Here is a 16,458-nt window from a genome sequence, read left to right on the forward strand (position 1 = left end):
ACCATGGGCTCGGCTCTACAACAACCGCGCGTCAGCGCATCAGCACCACTTCCTCGGCCGAGGTCGGGTGGATGGCCATGGTGTCGTCGAACTGGGCCTTGGTCGCGCCCATCTTCACCGCCACCGCGAAGCCCTGCAGGATCTCATCGGCTGCTTCGCCGAGCAGGTGGATGCCGACCACGCGCTCCTCCGCACCGGCACACACCATCTTGAACAGGCTGCGCTGGGTGCCGTTGGCCAGCGCCTGCAGCATCGGCCGGAACCGGCTGTGGTAGACCGTCACCTGATCGAAGCAGGCGCGTGCTTCTTCCTCGCTCATGCCCACCGCGCCCAGCGGCGGGTGCGAGAACACCACGCTGGCCACGTTGCTGTAATCCATCTTCGCTTCAGGGCGGCCGCCGAACAGGCGGTCCATCAGGCGCCGTGCCGCGGCCACCGCGACCGGGGTCAGGCCGACCTTGCCGGCAATGTCACCCACCGCATGCACGCTGGGCACCGCCGTGGTCTGCCACTCATCCACCTCCACCTGCTGGTGTTCGCCGATTCCGATGCCCAGCGCTTCCAGGCCGAGGTCGCGGCTGTTGCCACGGCGGCCGGTGGCGAAGAACACTGCATCGAACACGCTGTCCAGCGGGCCGTCATGGCCGAACGCGCGCACGCGCCCGCCGTCGCGCTGCAGTTCACGCAGGCGGTAGTCGAAATGGATGCGCACGCCCTGCTGTTTCAGGTTCTCGGCCAGCTGGTCGGTCAGTTCATGATCGAAGCGCTCCAGCAGCCGGTTGCCACGCACCAGCAGGCGGACCCTGCTGCCCAGCGCCTGCAGCAGGCCGGCCAGTTCCACCGCGATGTAGCCACCACCGATGATCGCCACTTCGGCCGGCGCACTGCGCAGGTCGAAGAAATCATCGGAGACCAGGCCCAGCTCCGCGCCGGGAATGTCCGGGCGCTGCGGGTGCGCGCCGGTGGCGATGAGGATGTGTCCGGCGCTGTAGCGCACGCCATCGCTGCAGGCCACGGTATGCGCGTCGACCAGGTGGCCGCGCGCCGGGATGCGCACCACGCCGGTTTCGTCCAGGCGCTTGTTGTAGCTGGTATGGATGTTGGTGATGTAGGCCTGGCGATGGATCACCAGTTCCTTCCACGACAGCGCCGGCCGTGCCGGCACATCGAAGCCCATCGCACTGGCCAGGCCGATGCGCTCGTGCAGGTCGGCCGCCAGCCACATCGCCTTCTTCGGCACGCAGCCGACGTTGACGCAGGTACCGCCCAGCGCGCCGGGTTCCAGCAGCGCCACGCGCTTGCCGTGCTGGGCCGCGCGGATGGCACCGGCCAGGCCGGCGGAACCGCCGCCAAGCACGATCAGGTCGTAGTCAAAGGATGCAGTGCTCATCGGAATCGCTCGAAGAAAGAAGATGCGTGCCGCTCAGCGGATCACGGCCACAGGCAGCGAGCATGCCATGGCGCGTACCCACCACGATGTGAGCGGCAGCAGAACAGTTCAGATCACCCGTGCCCGCGTTCGCGGCGCATCGGCGGCCATCGCAGGTAGGTCATCGCACGCCACAGCCATTCCATCGGGCCGAAGCGGAAGCGCCGCAGCCACAGCTGCGAGATGCCCACCTGCAGCGCGAACAGCAGCAATGCGAACACCAGCTGCCATGCGCGCGGCATCAGGTCGAACCAGCCCAGCCCGTAGTGGTTGAACAGCCAGGTGCAGACCAGCGACTGCGCCAGGTAGTGGGTCAGCGCCATGCGCCCCGCCGGTGCCAGCCAGCCCAGCCGCGCGCGCCAGTGCACGATCCACGCCAGATAGCCCAGGCACATCGGCACCGCGCCGACCGACACCAGCGACATCACCGCGGTGGTTTCAAAGCTGTATTCGCCTGGCGCCAGGTACGGCTTCCACAGTACCCCGCCCAGAGTAACCAGCAGGCCCAGCGGCAGCGCGACCCAGCGCAGGCTGGCATACAGCCGCGGGAAGCGCTCCGGCTCGGTCAACGCACCACTGGCGGCGAACCAGCTGCCGATCAGGAACATGCCCAGCACTTCCGGCCCGGTGATCACCAGCGCGCCCAGCGAGCTGCCGAACTCCTGCAGCCGCTGCACGTTGCCCTGCATCCACGAGCCCTGCCCGTACACCAGGCGCTGCTGGTCGATGGCCTGCTGCGCGTCCACCAGCATCTTTTGCAGGTCCTGCGGCGGCGAGATCGTCACCATCGCGCCGATCAGCAGCATCATCGACACGCCGGCCAGGTAGACCACGATGCCCATCCACGGCAGCCAGCTGCGCGGCGCTTCGCGGCAGGCCAGCAGAGGCAGCGACACCAGCGCGTACATCACCAGGATGTCGCCGGACCAGACCAGCAGCGCGTGGCACAGGCCGATCAGCGCCAGGCCCAGGCTGCGCCGCAGGTAGAACGGCGCGAATTCACGCCCGGCCGCCTGCGCACGTTGCGCCATGACCGCAAAGCCGGCACCGAACAGCAGCGAGAACAGGGTGAAGAACTTGCCCTGCACGAAGATGTAGACGAAGGCGTCGGCCGCGTAATCCAGCCCGTGCCAGCGCGTGTCGATGCCGGTGAAGGCCAGATCCAGCGGTCCGCTGAGGGCCTCGATGTTCATCAGCAGGATGCCCAGCAGGGCCACCCCGCGCAGCACGTCCAGCACCGCGATGCGTTCGCCGGAAGCTACCGGCTGCAGGGAAAGGGAAGCGGCGTTCACGGGGCATCCGGCAGGCAGGTGCGTCATTATGCCGCCGCCCTGCGCGCCATGGACGGCCGCGCCCTGTTCCAGAAACGCAACGACCCGCCGAAGCGGGCCGTTGCTGCCATCACGATCGCGGGGCGATCAGTGCTGGTGACCACCGTCGCCATGGACGTGGCCGTGGTCGATTTCTTCCTTGGCGGCTTCGCGCACTTCAACGATCTCGACGTCGAAATGCAGGTCCTTGCCGGCCATCGGGTGGTTCAGGTCGACGTCGACCACGCTCATGCCGACCTTCTGCACGGTGACCGCGCGCGGGCCGAAGTTGGTCTGCAGCACGACCTGCTGGCCCGGGACCAGCTTGGCGGTACCGAAGTGCTTCTTCGGCACGCGCTGGGACAGGCCTTCGCGGCGCTCGCCGTAGGCATCGGCCGCCGAGACGTCGACGTCGAAGGTCGCGCCGGCTTCCTTGTCCATCATGGCGTTTTCCAGGCCCGGGATGATGTTGCCGTGGCCGATCAGGATCGACAGCGGCTCACCGCGGTCCTTGGACGATTCGATCGGCGCCTGGCCGACCTCGGAGACGGTGTAGTGGAAGCGGACAACGCGGTCTTTTTCGATCTTCATGCGCAACTCTGTCTGGATCTGCCGGAGGCAGGCGGGTTGGGGCGGGTTGTCGCCCGGCGGGGACGCCGCCATCATGACGGCCAATCCAAGGTGGCGCATTATCCGGAGAACATGCACAACACGCCAGTTTCGTCCGGCCTGCGCCGGATCGTCGCGCCCGCCCTGCTGCTGGCCCTGCCCCTGCTGCTGGTCGCCTGCGGTGGCGGCAAGGCCGTCCGCCCCGCCACGCCGCCGCCCACGGCGCACTGGCCGGCCACCACGCCGGACAACCCCGAGGCTGCCAATTCGGTGCTGATGCGCGCCATCAGCCTGGTCGGCACGCCCTACCGCTATGGCGGCAACACCCCCGATTCGGGCTTCGACTGCAGCGGCCTGGTGACCTACGTCTACCGCGAGATGGTCGACCTGAAGCTGCCGCGCACCTCACGCGACCTGGCCGCCGTGCAGGGACCGAAGATCGATCCGCAGCGCCTGGCCACCGGCGACCTGGTGTTCTTCGGCAGCCGCGGCAACGTCACCCATGTCGGCATCTACGTGGGCGAAGGCCGATTCGTGCACGCGCCGAGCACCGGCGGCACCGTCCGCCTGGACTCGCTCAGCGGCGCCTACTGGAAAGACCACTACACAGGAGCGAAACGCGTTCTTCGCTAAAATGAACAGGCGATATGTTCAAAACTGTGATGGACGTCACTGTGGAAATAACGGTTTATTAACGGAATTTTTAACTTATTGACGCTTTTACAGGGCATGATGCCCCATCGTTTTTTTCCTGTGACCGACGCGTGACGACTGACGACCTGCAAGGCCAAGGCCAGACCGCCGCTTCTTCACGTAGTGTCCGCCCGCTTTTCCTGGGCCTGGCGCTGTGTCTGACCAGCCTTCCGGCCTGGTCGCAGAGTGCCCCCACCAAGACCGATGCGACCCCGGCCACCGTGGCCGAGACCGCCCGGCCGGCCGCCAAGGCCGACGCTGCCGCTCCCCAGCGCAGCCGCGCCGATGCCGCCGCCAGCGCCACCCTGGCCGCCCTGCTGCCGCATCTGGCCGCCAATGACACCATTCCGCTGATGGACCGCTCGGCGATGGTCGCCGGCGACCTCAGCCGCCTGCTTGCCAACTACGACACCAGCAGCGCCGCCAATGGCAGCGTCGTTGGCACCGAGGCCGACAACGGCAAGGTGCAGTCCCTGCTGCGCCGCGCGATGACCCTGCTGGGCACCCCCTACCGTTGGGGTGGCAGCAACCCGGACAGCGGCTTCGACTGCAGCGGCCTGGTCGGCTACGTATTCCGCTCGGCGCTGGGCATCGAGCTGCCGCGCGTCTCGCGCGAAATGGCCCATGACAACAATGCCGAACTGATCAACGACCGCGCCGCGCTGGCGGCGGGCGACCTGGTCTTCTTCGGCCGCAAGGGCCGCGTCGACCACGTCGGCATCTATGTCGGCGAAGGCCGCTTCCTGCACGCACCGAGCACCGGCAAGGACGTCCGCGTCGACACCCTGCTCAGCGGCTACTGGGGCAACAAGTTCATGCAGGCCCGCCGCGTCGACCTCTGACCCGGACGCCCGCACCCGCACTGGAAGCCGCTGCCCTGCAGCGGCTTTTTTGTTGTCCACCTCCCCTGACGTGCAGATGCGTGGCCGCTGGCCGCCGCTGCCTGCGTTGGTCACTGATGTCACGGCGGGATACATGCCGCGACCGGCCGCTGGATGCGGCCATGGCATCCCGGCGTGGGGCGGCACGCGCGATGCCCGGTCTGACACCGCCCGCGTTGCCCGGATGCTTGGGGGAAGGCATGGCGGCAAGCCTGCAGGTTCCATCACGCTGTGTGATCTGGTTCGGCCAGCCACTGGCGAGCGAGCGCGACGCGCTGGCGGCGGCCGGCTGGCAGCTGCGCTGCGTCAGTCCCTCGCCGGCCATGGCCGTGGGCCTGCGCGGCCGCGACCATCTGGTGGCCGTGCTGGACCTGCGCCACCTGGATGCGGAGGCGCTGCAGCCCATGCTGCCGTGGGTCGAGCAGCACCACCACCTGCCCTGGCTGGCCGTGCTGCCGGGCGGTCTGGATGTGCCGCCGCCCAGCTGGGCGGCGCTGCTGCGCGCCTGCCAGGACCAGTTCACCCTGCCCCGCGAGCTGCAGGACCTGCTGACCGCGATGCAGCGCGAATGCGGCGAGGATGATCCTCCCGCAGCGGCGATACGCGACGGCGGCGGCCTGCCCGCGCTGATCGGCGACAGCCCGGCCCTGCTGGCCGTGCGCGCGTCCCTGCACAAATTCGCTCCGGTCGAGCTGCCGGTGCTGGTGACCGGCGAAACCGGCACCGGCAAGGAGCTCGCCGCGCAGGCCCTGCACGCCCTGTCCGTGCGCGCCGGCCGGTCCTTCCTCGCAGTCAACTGCGGGGCCATCCCGGCAAGCCTGGTGCAGTCGGAGCTGTTCGGCCACGAGCGCGGCGCCTTCACCGGGGCGGCCCAGCGCCGGGTCGGCCTGTTCGAAACCGCCGACGGCGGCACCGTGTTCCTGGACGAGGTGGGCGACCTGCCTGCCGACGCACAGACCAGCCTGCTGCGCGTGCTGCAGGAAGGCACGCTGGAGCGGGTCGGCAGCAACCAGCCGCTGCGGGTGGATGTCCGCGTGCTGGCGGCAACCCATGTCGACCTCGAACAGGCCGTTGCCCAGGGGCGGTTCCGCCGCGATCTGTACTACCGCCTCAACGTGCTGCGGCTGCCGATGCCGGCGCTGCGCGACCGTGGCAACGACGTGCTGCTGCTGGCCGAGCACTTCCTGCGCAGCTTCCGCAACCGCCATCCCGGCCGCGCCCGTGGCTTCGATCCCGGTGCGCGCGTGGCGATGCGCCAGTTCGACTGGCCGGGCAATGTGCGCGAACTGCTGAACCGGGTGCAGCGCGCGGCAATCGTCAGCGAACACGAGCTGATCAGCGCCAGCGACCTGGATCTGGCCGACGCCGACGCCCCCTCGCCGCGCGCGGTGCTGCAGGACGCACGCGGCCAGGTCGAGCGCGATGTGCTGCTGCGGGCACTGAAGATGCATGGCTACAACGTTTCGGCCTGCGCGCGGCACATGCAGGTATCGCGGGTGACGGTGTACCGGTTGTGCCGGAAGCACCGGCTGGAGCTGCCGCCGGAGCGGTAGTGCCGGGCGCTGCCCGGCAGGCGAAGCCGCCGCCGTTGACGTTGACTTGGGTCCGCCTTGAAGCGAGCCGAGCACCGCAGGGGAACCAGGGGCGAAGAGGCGCGGGTGTCTGAGCGCAGCGAGTTCCGCGCCGTCCCCTGGTTCTCCGAGGAGCGCAGGGTACCGGCGCGCACAGCGCGGCGGCTCGCGGACGGCGGCGTGTTTCTTTGGTTACTTTCTTTGCACGAGCAAAGAAAGTGACACCCCTCCGCGGTCGCGGGAAACGGCCGCCGGGCAGCGCCCGGCACCACCATGCGTGAGCGTCGCTGCGAAAAAAGAACGCCGGGCGAGGCCCGGCGTTGCCGATGCAGGATCACCGCAATCAGCTACAACATGTACGGCACCTTGAACGACAGCGTGAAGTCCGGTGCATCCGGGGTCAGGCCGATGCCCAGCAGGGTCACCATCGTCGCGTGCTGGTTCAGCGCGTAGGTCACGCCCAGGTTCAACGACGCCGCGTTGGCATCGCTGCCGATTACCTTCACCCACTGCCCGCCCTGGAACCGCGTCGACGCGCGTGCACTGATCTTGTCGCTGAAGGAAATGCTCAGGCTGGTGCGTTCGTTGAAGGCGAAGGCCACGCCGGCACCGAAGTACACCGACCCACCCAGCTTCACATCGCCGGGGTTCACGGTGTCCGGGTTGCTGTCGATATCGTCGAAGCCACGCGGGAAGGAATGGATGTAGCCGGCGTTGGCGAACAGGATCGCCGGATCGGCGGTCTTCACCATCGACACGCCCAGGTTGGCCTGCCAGACGCCGTTGCCGGTCGGCTGTTCGCGCGGGACCGCGAAGCGGATGTAGTCATCGTCATCACGCTCGATCACCCGCCAGTCCAGGCCATACGGTGCGCGGCCGGTCGGTGCGGTGACGCCGCCGGTCAGCACCGTTTCCGGGCGCCAGCCACGCTCGCCGAACAGGCGGTAGTTGGCGCTCATGCTGACATCGCCGATGCCGTTGCCGTTGGTCTCTTCCTGCGCGATCGCCGCCGCCGCGCCGCCCGCACCACCCTTCTGGTACACGGTGCGCCGTGCCAGGTAGGGCACGTCCATGTTCAACGTCAGGTTCGGGCTGACACCCCAGCGCGCGGCCAGGTTGTAGGTCAGCGAATCGGACTCGACATTCTCGATGGCGATGTTGCCGAGGAAGATCGCATCCAGCGCCAGGAAGCCGTTGAGGGAGAGCTGCTTGCGGTCATAGCGCGCGTAGGTGAGGCTGTTTTCAACGGTGAACCTGCGCGAGAACAGCGCCGCCTGCTGCTGTTTCACATCGTCCACGCTGCGCCGCGCCTCCTGCTTGGCTTGCTGGGCCTCGGCCGCGGTGCTGGCATAACCTTCGCTGCTCGGTGGCACGGCGGCCGCCGCCGCAGGCGCCAGGGGCGCCGCCGGGGTCGTGGCGCCGCCGGCCCGTCCGCTCAGGCGGGCCTGCATGGCCTGCACCTGCATGTCCAGCTCGCGCAGGCGTCGCACCTCCTGCGCGTAGTTGGCCTTGAGCTGCTCGAGCTGGGTGATCAGTGCCTGTACATCGGCACCGTCCTTGGCCTCCGCCGCCGGTTGCTGGGCGAAGGCATTGGCCGCCAGCGCCGCCAGCGCCAGCGGGGTAAGCCGCAAATAGGTGTGCATGTCGTTGGCCTGCGTTGTCCGTCCTTCCCCCTTGACCGGGCCGTATTACTGGCCCGGGCCCATGCCGCGGTTCAGCGCGATCGCCTGGGCCACGCTCTGGCTCAACGGCTGGTTGCTGGCCACGGTGCTGCGTACCAGCTCAAGCTGCAGCCGGTTGCTTGCCACTTGCCCATCACCGGACAGGGCGATGCCCTGGCCGACGCTGCCATTGCGGATCCACTGCTGGACCAGGCCCTGGCCGTCGATCTGCAGCATCAGGCGCGCCTGGTTGCCATCGAGCACCGCCGTGGCACTGGTCCCGCCCTGCTGCATCTGGGCGATGCGGTTGCCATCGTCGGTGGTGGTCGGCACCGCGCCATCACGCACGGTCAAGGTGGTCACGTTGCGCGCGGTGTTGCCATCGCCGGCCACCTGCACCGCCTGCACCAGGCCGGTGGCGTTGGCTAGGCCGCTGCTGTCGATGCTGCGTCCGTCCGGGGTGGGCATCGGGGCATCGGCGTTGGTGACCTGCACGTGCGGCTGGAACGTCAGCCGCGGCGTACTGCCCTGGCGGAAGTCCATGCCCAGGGTCAGCGCGCCCTGCACGCTGCTGCCGTTGGCACCCTGCCATTGCGAAATCATCGTTACCCCGAACCAGGCCACGTTGTTGCCGCCCACGGTGTAGCGACCACGCATCAGGTTCAGTTCGGGATCGGGTATTTCCTTCAGGCCGCGCCCTGGTGCGCCTTCAGCGGCCCAGGCGGGCAGCACCGGCAACAGCAGCAGCGTGGCGATCAACAAACGTTGGCACAGCATGATCGGGCCTCCTTCAGAACAGGTCGGCATGGCTGAAGCCGAAATCGACCAGTTCGGCATCGGTGATCGGGCCCTGCCGCGCGTACAACGCACGCGCACTGGGCCGCTCGCTGGGTTGCAGAAGAACAGTGTTGCGATCGAAGTCGCTGCCGATGACGACGAAAACAGCGCGCGACGGCCACGCTTCGTTGAATTCGGCCAGGGACAGGCTGCGGTTGCCGAGGATGGGGTCGGCCACCTCGACGATGCCGCCACGGACCTGCTTGAGCACCACGAAGTGGCGGAACCCGCGTACGTCCATCAGCACCAGGCCGGGCACGCGCAGGTTGCGCAGCCGGCTTTCATCGATGCGGTAGCCCCGCCCGCGCATGCCGAGCGATTCGACATAGCGCTTGATGTCCAGCAGCGAGAAACCGCGTTCCTTCACCAGCTGCGGATCGGACACGCCCATCATCCCTTCGATCACCGTCGCTTCCGTGGTGTCCAGGTGGTAGGCGTAGCGCAGGATGGTGGCCAGTGCGGCCGCGCCACAGCTGTAATCGGTGTGTTGCCGCACCAGGTTGCGGTAGCGCCGCTCCTGCATGCTCTCCACCTTCTGCTGCATCAGCGCGCCGTTGGGCAGTACGCCGGTGAACTTGACGTCGCCTGCCCAGGCGTGGGCGCTGCCCAGCAACAGCAGGCAGGACAGCAGGCGGATCCAGCAGCGGTGTGCGGCCATGGTGCCCTCCAGCAGAAGGAAGGAGCCCCTGCCCCAAGGGGGAGGAGGAGCAGGGGCTCCCGGGGGACCCGGCCATTGGCGGATGGCCGGGCTTGTTGCACTCAACGCAGCTTCGCTGCGAAAGCGGTCACGCCAGGTGTTACTCGCCGCCGCCGGTGCCGCCACCGCCACCGGTGCTCGGCTGTGCCACGGCCAGGGCCAGGCTGTTGGCCTGCAGGTTGCCGGTGCCCGAGGCGACGTTCACGCCGATGTTGCCGGAGGCGCCCGAGAACGCACTGCCCGACAGCGCCGAGGTGTTGGTCGCATTCACGTTCACCCAGCGGGTGGTCGTGACGGTGCCGCTCAGGCTGGCGTACAGGTCGGCGACGCCCAGTTCGACGAACTGGCTGGTGCCGCTTTCACGCGTATCGAAGCCCAGGCCACCGACGCCCTGACGGTACGGGTTCGGCGTCGCGTTCTGGATCTCGTTGTCCAGATCGATGTGGCCGGTCGCGTTGCCACCCGGGTGCGGCAGGTCGCCACTCCAGGTATCCAGATAGTAGTTGGCCATCTGGTAGGCATTGCCACGGCCGCTGTAGGTGCCGGCGCCATAGGCCAGGGTGAGGCCGCTGACACCGCCGCTCATGCCGACCTGCACCGTATCGGTGTAGGACTGCACGAAGCCGGCATTGCTCACGGCATTGCCGCTGGACACCTGGTTGGAGCTGATGCTGGACTGGGCCATCGCGCTGGTGGCCACCGACGCAGCGAGCGCGTTCTTCTGCTCGTTGTTGTTGCCCGACGCGATGTTCACGCCGATGTTGCCGGACGCGCCGCTGAAGGCATTGCCACCGAGGCCGGCAGCGTTGGTGACGCCGGAGTTCATGGTGGTGTTGCCCATGCCGGACTGGTTGACGAACACTTCGGCGTCGGCCATGCCGAAGCTGAAGGACGCGTCAGCGGCGGACAGCGAAGCCGCATTGTCCTGCGCGTTGTTGTCACCGGCCACGACGTTGAAGCCGAGGTTGCCCGAGGCACCCGAGCCGACGTCATCGGCGATCGAGGCGCTGTTGGTGACCAGGCTGTTGGACGCGGCGTTGTGGCTGATCGACTGGCGGTTGTCGATGACCGCGATGGCGGCCGAATCCAGGTCGATGTCACCGGTGATGGTCGGATCGCCGGAGAAGATCACGTCGCTGCTCAGGCGCAGGTCCTTTTCCAGGTTCACGTCGACGCCGTGGTTGTTCTTTTCCTTGCGCTCGTCGGCCTGGATGTTGCTGTTCTTCTGTACCTGCTCGTTGACCGTACGGTTGCGGGTCACGCTCGAGCTGTCGGTGTTGTTGCGTACCGTGGTGTTGGTACGGGTCCAGTTGCGGACCTCGTTGTCGGTGTGGTTGTGGGTGTCGTTGCGGGTTTCGGTCACGACATGGTTGTGGTTGATGTTCGCGTTGGCGTTCTGGTTGTCCCAGCCATTGGCCGCGGCGGCGGTCGAGGCAGAAGCAATTGCCATGGCGAGCAGAGACTTCTTGAAAGTCGCGTTCATGGTGTCCTCTCTCTCATCAGTGATACATCGGGTGGTGGGTACTGCTCACGGGTTGCCCTGGACGACCATGCCAAGCACGTTGGCCGTGTCGTTGCGGGCTCCCGCGATCTGATTGAGTTGCAGGACACCGTCGAAGCCCCGCAGTGCCGAGGCGGAAACCCCGACGCTGCGGATACCCGCCGCAACACCGTCGCCGGTGTCGCCCTGCCCCCCTGTTGACGCGATGTCCGACGCCGCCAAAGCCGCGTCGTCGGTCTCGCGTATCCCTTGCCGGGCCAGCGTCGCGCTGACGACGTTGAGCGTCGTGTTGGCGATGCCACTGGCCTGGTTGATCGATGCGATGCCACTGGCGCCGTTCAGCGCCTGGCCTTCGATATGTGCGCTGGCCTGCAGCGGCCCCGACAGCACCACGTCGGCATGGCGCTGCTGGCGCGCGGCGATGGCGACGTTGGCCTGGTCGCCGGTGGCCATGCCCTGCAGGTTGGACTGGATGTTCAGGTCGCCGCTGGCCTGGTTGACCATGATGGCGCCACTGGCACCGGCCAGCGCGCGGTCGCCGATACGGGCCACGTCCAGATAGGACAGCATGCCGCTGTAATCATCGGCCCAGGCCAGTGCGGGCGCACCCGCCAGCACCAGCAGCAGCGCGCCACGCGCCGCGCGATTCACTTGCCACCTCCCTGCGGTGCCGCGCCCAGCGGGAACTGCGCCAGCGCGCCGCGCACGGTATCGCCGATGCCGCGGGTGGTGTTGCCGACGGCGCCGAGCGGGCCGCTCATCGCACCGCCCAGGCTGTTGCCGCCGAGCGCGCCGTCACTGGAACGGCCCAGCGTGCCGCCGAGGGCCTGGTGGGTCACCCGCTCCACGGTGGTGCCGCCTGGCGCGGCCATGCGGCCGGTCTGCCCCGCCCCGAGCCCGGCATAGTCGTCATCGCTCAATTCATCCATGCCGCTGGAGCCGCCGCCGCTGCCGAGTGCGGTGGCGATCTCATGCTGCGGTTTGGGATCGGCGATCAACGCCATGCCGGGCGGCGCCATGCGATAGGCCGGACGTGCGGCCACATCGCGCAGCAGGACGATCTCGCCCGGCTGCGCCTTCACTCCCTGGCGCGCACCCGAGGCGGCGGCCGCCAGCGGGCAGGCCAGGGCCAGCAGCAGCGCCAGCTGCCGGACCGAGGAACCGAGATGGGTGCTGCTGCTGTCCATGCCGCTCTCCCGTTGCGTATGCGCAGGGACAGAGCAGCTTCCGTGCCAACTTCCAAATCGCTTGGTAGCAAGCGGTTCAGCCAGTCGAGGGGGTGGCGCGTTGCCAGCAGGGTGTTACAGAGGCGTTCGGATTTCGTTTGCCTTAACGTGCAGGAAACAACGCTGCACAAGGCTTGGCAGGGGCTGTATCAGCGGTGTTACAGGTGCTGATACAGCCCGTTGCAGTGCCGCTTCAGCTACGCGGCGGGGTCGGGTCGGGATCATCCAGGCCGACGTTGGTCGAAGGGTTGTCGTACACCGACTGGTCGAGCAGGCCGGTTTCCTTGGCCACCAGCACCGGCACCAGCATCTGGCCCGTCACGTTCGTCATGGTCCGCATCATGTCCAGGATGCGGTCGATCGCGTACAGGTAACCGATGGTTTCCAGCGGCAGGTTGGCCGCACTCAGCACCACGGTGGCCATGATGACCGCCGTGCCCGGCACGCCGGCCGTGCCGAAGCTGCCCAGCACCGATGCGATCAGCACCACCACGTACTGCTCCGGCGTCAGCGGCACGCCGCTGTACTGGGCGATGAACACCGCGCACAGCGCAGGGTAGATCGCACCGCAGCCGTCCATCTTGATGCTCGCGCCCAGCGGCACGGCGAACGAACCATAGTCCTTGTTGACGCCCAGGTTGTGGGTGATCGAACGCAGCGCCACCGGCATCGCCGCGAAGCTGGACGAGCTGACGAACGCCACCTGCATGCCCGGCGCGGCACCGCGGAAGAACTTCAGCGGATTCAGCCCGTGCGAGAGCAGCAGCGCGCTGTAGACCACGATGATGTGCAGCGCGCAGGCCACGTACAGGGCCAGCACGAAATGGCCCAGCGGCAGCAGCTTCTCGAAGCCGTAGCTGCCGACCAGGCCGGCGATCAGGCCGAACGTACCGATCGGGGTGACTTCCAGTACGAAGCGGGTCACCTGGATCATGATGTCGCTCATCTGGCCGACCAGCTTGCGCGCCTCGGTCACCTTCTCGCCGAGCTTGACGATGGCGAAGCCGACCAGGCCGGCGAAGAAGATCACCGGCAGGATCGAACCACGGCCGGCCGCCAGCACGGTCTCGCCCGCGGCGTTGACCTTGGTGCCGATGCCCGACAGCGCGTAGAACACGTTGGACGGCACCACGTCCAGCAGCACCTGCACCACGCTGGGTACTTCGCGCGGCACGTAGTTGTTGGCCATCGACAGCTGCAGGCCACCGGCGCCGGGCTGCAGCACCGTGCCCACGCCCAGGCCCACGCACACCGCCAGCGCGGCGGTGATGACGAACCACAGGAACGTGCGGCCACTGAGCGCGGCGACCGATTTCTGGCCGTGCAGCGAGGAGATGGCGTTGATGACCGCGAAGAACACCAGCGGTACCGCGATCATCTTGATGAGGGTGACGTACAGCTCGCCGAGCGGGCCGAACCACGTTTCAGCGGCCGGGCCAAGCGCCCAGCCCGCCAGCGCGCCGAGCACGAAGCCACCGACCACGCGCTGCCAGAATGGAATCCGCAGCCAGGCAGAGACCAGCTTCATAGGCAATCCAGGGGGGAAGGAAGGGATGCTGGCACGATAGCCCAAGCGGGCAGGCGGTACGACCGCCCCACCGGCAAACAGTGTGTCATCGGCGTGCATTGCAGGGTTGGGCATAATGAACGCCCCGTTACACTTTGTGAGATCCCAGCGTCCATGCGTCGTTCCGTCTCCCTGTTGGCCGCCTGTGCCACCACCCTGCTGCTGGGCGCCTGCGCCAGCACCACCCCCGCCTCCGCCCCGGCCGGCCTGAAGGTCGCCGTTGATCCGGTCGCCCATCCGGCCGGCGAGACCCCGCAGTGGTGGTACCGCAGCGGCGCCGCCCAGGCGGCCGCCAATGGCGCGATGTCCGGCAAGGCGAAAAACGTCATCCTGTTCCTGGGTGACGGCATGAGCCTGACCACCGTCGCCGCCTCGCGCATCTACGAAGGCCAGCAGAAGGGCGGTTCGGGCGAAGAGAACCTGCTGTCCTGGGAGCGCTTCCCGGCCACGGCGTTCAGCAAGACGTACAACACCGATTCGCAGACGCCGGACTCGGCCGGCACGATGACCGCCATCACCACCGGCGTGAAGACCCACATGGGTGCGATCGGCGTCAGCGCCGGCAGCCGCAGCGACTGCGCCGACAGCCTGTCCAAGGGCCTGCTGACCTGGCTGCAGCTGGCCGACAGCGCCGGCCTGGCCACCGGCATCGTCTCCACCGCACGCCTGACCCACGCCACCCCGGCCGCGACCTACGCGCACTCGCCCGAGCGCAACTGGGAAAACGACACCGACCTGACCGACGTCGCCAAGGCCGCCGGCTGCAAGGACATCGCCCAGCAGCTGCTGTCGACCTCGCGCTATGGCCGTGGCCCGCTGGTCGCCCTCGGCGGCGGCCGTGGTGAATTCACCACCGTGGAAGAACGCGACCCCGAGTACGACGACAAGGTCGGCCAGCGCTTGGACGGGCGCAGCCTGGTGCAGGAATGGCAGCAGTCGCATCCGCAGGGTGCCTACGTCTGGAACAGCACGCAGCTGGCGGCCGCGGCCACCGCGCCGGCCATCCTCGGCCTGTTCGAGCCGGACCACATGCGTTACGAGTACGAGCGCCCGCAGGACCCCGCCGGTGAGCCGAGCCTGGCCGAGCTGACCGCCGCGGCGATCAAGAACCTCGCGCAGCACCAGGAAGGCTACGTGCTGATGATCGAAGGCGCGCGCATCGACCACGCCAACCATAGCGGCAACGCCTACCGCGCCCTCACCGAAACCGTCGCCCTGTCCGACGCGGTGCGCGTGGCCAACGAACTGACCTCGGCCGACGACACCCTGATCATCGTCACCGCCGACCACTCGCACACCCTCAACTTCGTCGGCTACCCGGCACGCGGCAACCCGATCCTGGGCAAGGTGAAGGACAAGGGCGGCGAAGATGGCGCCGGCAAGCTGGACTACGCGCTGGATGGCAACGGCCAGCCCTATACCACGCTGAGCTACGCCAACGGCCCGGGCCACACCGGCACGACCAACCAGCAGCCGGCCGGCCCCAAGGTCTACCCGCACAACCCGAGCAGCTTCGAACAGGCCAACGGCCGCCCGAACCTGCATGACGTGGACACCGAGCATCCGGATTACATGCAGGAAGCGCTGGTGCCGATGAAGTCCGAATCGCACGGTGGCGAAGACGTGGGCATCTGGGCACGCGGCCCGGGCAGCAAGGCCATCCGCGGCACCCTGGAACAGAACGCGATCTACCACATGATCGTGCAGGCCACCCCGGCCCTGCGCGAGCGCCTGTGCCAGGCCGGCACCTGCGACGACAAGGGCGTGCCGGTCCAGCTGCCGGCGCCGACCGCCTTCGAGCGCAAGGCCGAGGCGCAGTGACGGCACGGCCTGAGCGGCCGTCGTCTGCCAGCGGCCGCCTCGCGCGGTCGCTGGCGCTGTGCGGCCTGCTGGCCAGCGGTGCGGCGTGGGCGCAGGCGCCGGCGTGCACGCAGCTGACGGAAGAACAGGGCCTGGTGGCCCTGCCCGGCTGCGCGGTGGACGGACACCAGTTGAAGCTCAGTGCTGACGCGCTGAAGGCCCTGCAGTACGACGCGCAGGGCCTGGCGGTCGTGCATGCCGATGAAGGCTTCCACTACGTGGCACGCCGCGGCCGCAGCCTGCCGGTGCTGGCGTGGGACAACGGCGCGGACACGCCGCAGGAAGGCCTGCTGCGCGGGCGCGTGGGTGACCGCGTGGGCTACTTCGACCTGCAGTTCCGCCAGGTGATTCCGGCGCTGTTCGATTTCGCGTGGCCGTTCGAGGACGGCGTGGCGGAGGTCTGCAACGGGTGCAGGCGCGGCACGCCGGATGGCGATGGGCATACGCCGATGGAAGGCGGCGAGTGGTTCCGCATCGACCGCACGGGCCGTCGGGTCAAATAGGTTTTTTTTGCAGGGCTGCGCCCTGCACCCCCGGTAGTGCCGGCCGCTGGCCGGCAACCTCAACGTCAAGAGCGGCATTCCGTGGGTTGGCGGGGCACTGTGGGTTTGCGGGG

General features: G+C 68.1%; 15 protein-coding genes. 5 read left to right on the forward strand and 10 right to left on the reverse strand.

Features of this window, described 5'->3' with window-relative positions; translation table 11 throughout:
* Window positions 1-31: 31 nt before the first annotated feature.
* From gorA to C1925_RS14570, 3 genes are all read right to left on the reverse strand, one after another.
* Window positions 32-1,390, reverse strand: a complete 1,359-nt coding sequence (gene gorA / locus C1925_RS14560) for a glutathione-disulfide reductase (RefSeq protein ID WP_108769504.1) — start codon at window positions 1,388-1,390, stop codon at window positions 32-34.
* A gap of 113 nt (window positions 1,391-1,503) precedes the next feature.
* On the reverse strand, window positions 1,504-2,748 hold the full coding sequence (locus C1925_RS14565; RefSeq protein WP_108769505.1) for a DUF418 domain-containing protein: 1,245 nt from the start codon (window positions 2,746-2,748) through the stop codon (window positions 1,504-1,506).
* A 99-nt stretch (window positions 2,749-2,847) separates the two neighbouring features.
* Window positions 2,848-3,330: a peptidylprolyl isomerase gene (locus tag C1925_RS14570; RefSeq protein ID WP_108769506.1), complete on the reverse strand. Its 483-nt coding sequence runs from the start codon at window positions 3,328-3,330 to the stop codon at window positions 2,848-2,850.
* A 111-nt stretch (window positions 3,331-3,441) separates the two neighbouring features.
* Between C1925_RS14570 and C1925_RS14575 the strand changes: the two genes are divergently transcribed.
* The 3 genes from C1925_RS14575 (at window position 3,442) to C1925_RS14585 (ending at window position 6,475) form a co-directional block, all read left to right on the forward strand.
* Window positions 3,442-3,981, forward strand: coding sequence for a C40 family peptidase (locus C1925_RS14575; RefSeq protein WP_108769507.1), 540 nt, complete (start codon window positions 3,442-3,444; stop codon window positions 3,979-3,981).
* A gap of 131 nt (window positions 3,982-4,112) precedes the next feature.
* The gene (locus C1925_RS14580) at window positions 4,113-4,883 is read left to right on the forward strand and encodes a C40 family peptidase (protein ID WP_108769508.1); all 771 of its coding nucleotides are present in this window, start codon (window positions 4,113-4,115) and stop codon (window positions 4,881-4,883) included.
* A 239-nt stretch (window positions 4,884-5,122) separates the two neighbouring features.
* Window positions 5,123-6,475 (forward strand): sigma 54-interacting transcriptional regulator, encoded by a 1,353-nt coding sequence (locus C1925_RS14585; RefSeq protein ID WP_108769509.1) that lies wholly within the window; start codon window positions 5,123-5,125, stop codon window positions 6,473-6,475.
* A gap of 365 nt (window positions 6,476-6,840) precedes the next feature.
* Here C1925_RS14585 and C1925_RS14590 read toward each other — a convergent pair whose 3' ends face one another.
* The 7 genes from C1925_RS14590 to C1925_RS14620 form a co-directional block, all read right to left on the reverse strand.
* On the reverse strand, window positions 6,841-8,136 hold the full coding sequence (locus C1925_RS14590) for a transporter (protein WP_108769510.1): 1,296 nt from the start codon (window positions 8,134-8,136) through the stop codon (window positions 6,841-6,843).
* 45 nt (window positions 8,137-8,181) lie between these two features.
* A complete protein-coding gene (locus tag C1925_RS14595; protein WP_108769511.1) occupies window positions 8,182-8,931 on the reverse strand; it encodes a hypothetical protein in 750 nt (249 codons plus the stop codon).
* Between the two features lie 13 nt (window positions 8,932-8,944).
* Complete coding sequence (locus C1925_RS14600) at window positions 8,945-9,649, reverse strand: C39 family peptidase (RefSeq protein WP_108769512.1); 705 nt, start codon at window positions 9,647-9,649, stop codon at window positions 8,945-8,947.
* Between the two features lie 139 nt (window positions 9,650-9,788).
* Entirely contained in the window at window positions 9,789-11,171 is a 1,383-nt protein-coding gene (locus tag C1925_RS14605) for an adhesin (RefSeq protein ID WP_108769513.1), read from the reverse strand.
* Window positions 11,172-11,216: 45 nt separating this feature from the next.
* Entirely contained in the window at window positions 11,217-11,840 is a 624-nt protein-coding gene (locus C1925_RS14610) for a hypothetical protein (protein ID WP_108769514.1), read from the reverse strand.
* Window positions 11,837-12,376, reverse strand: coding sequence for a hypothetical protein (locus C1925_RS14615; protein ID WP_108769515.1), 540 nt, complete (start codon window positions 12,374-12,376; stop codon window positions 11,837-11,839). The genes C1925_RS14610 and C1925_RS14615 overlap by 4 nt, the downstream gene beginning before the upstream one ends.
* A 232-nt stretch (window positions 12,377-12,608) precedes the next feature.
* The gene (locus tag C1925_RS14620; protein WP_108769516.1) at window positions 12,609-13,943 is read right to left on the reverse strand and encodes a dicarboxylate/amino acid:cation symporter; all 1,335 of its coding nucleotides are present in this window, start codon (window positions 13,941-13,943) and stop codon (window positions 12,609-12,611) included.
* Between the two features lie 153 nt (window positions 13,944-14,096).
* On the opposite strand from C1925_RS14620, the gene C1925_RS14625 reads away from it, so the two are divergent.
* Window positions 14,097-15,803, forward strand: coding sequence for an alkaline phosphatase (locus C1925_RS14625; protein WP_108769517.1), 1,707 nt, complete (start codon window positions 14,097-14,099; stop codon window positions 15,801-15,803).
* Complete coding sequence (locus tag C1925_RS14630; protein WP_108769518.1) at window positions 15,800-16,345, forward strand: WG repeat-containing protein; 546 nt, start codon at window positions 15,800-15,802, stop codon at window positions 16,343-16,345. Before C1925_RS14625 ends, C1925_RS14630 begins: the two co-directional genes overlap by 4 nt.
* Window positions 16,346-16,458: the final 113 nt, after the last annotated feature.

This window comes from Stenotrophomonas sp. SAU14A_NAIMI4_5 (assembly GCF_003086795.1).
GTDB lineage: Bacteria > Pseudomonadota > Gammaproteobacteria > Xanthomonadales > Xanthomonadaceae > Stenotrophomonas.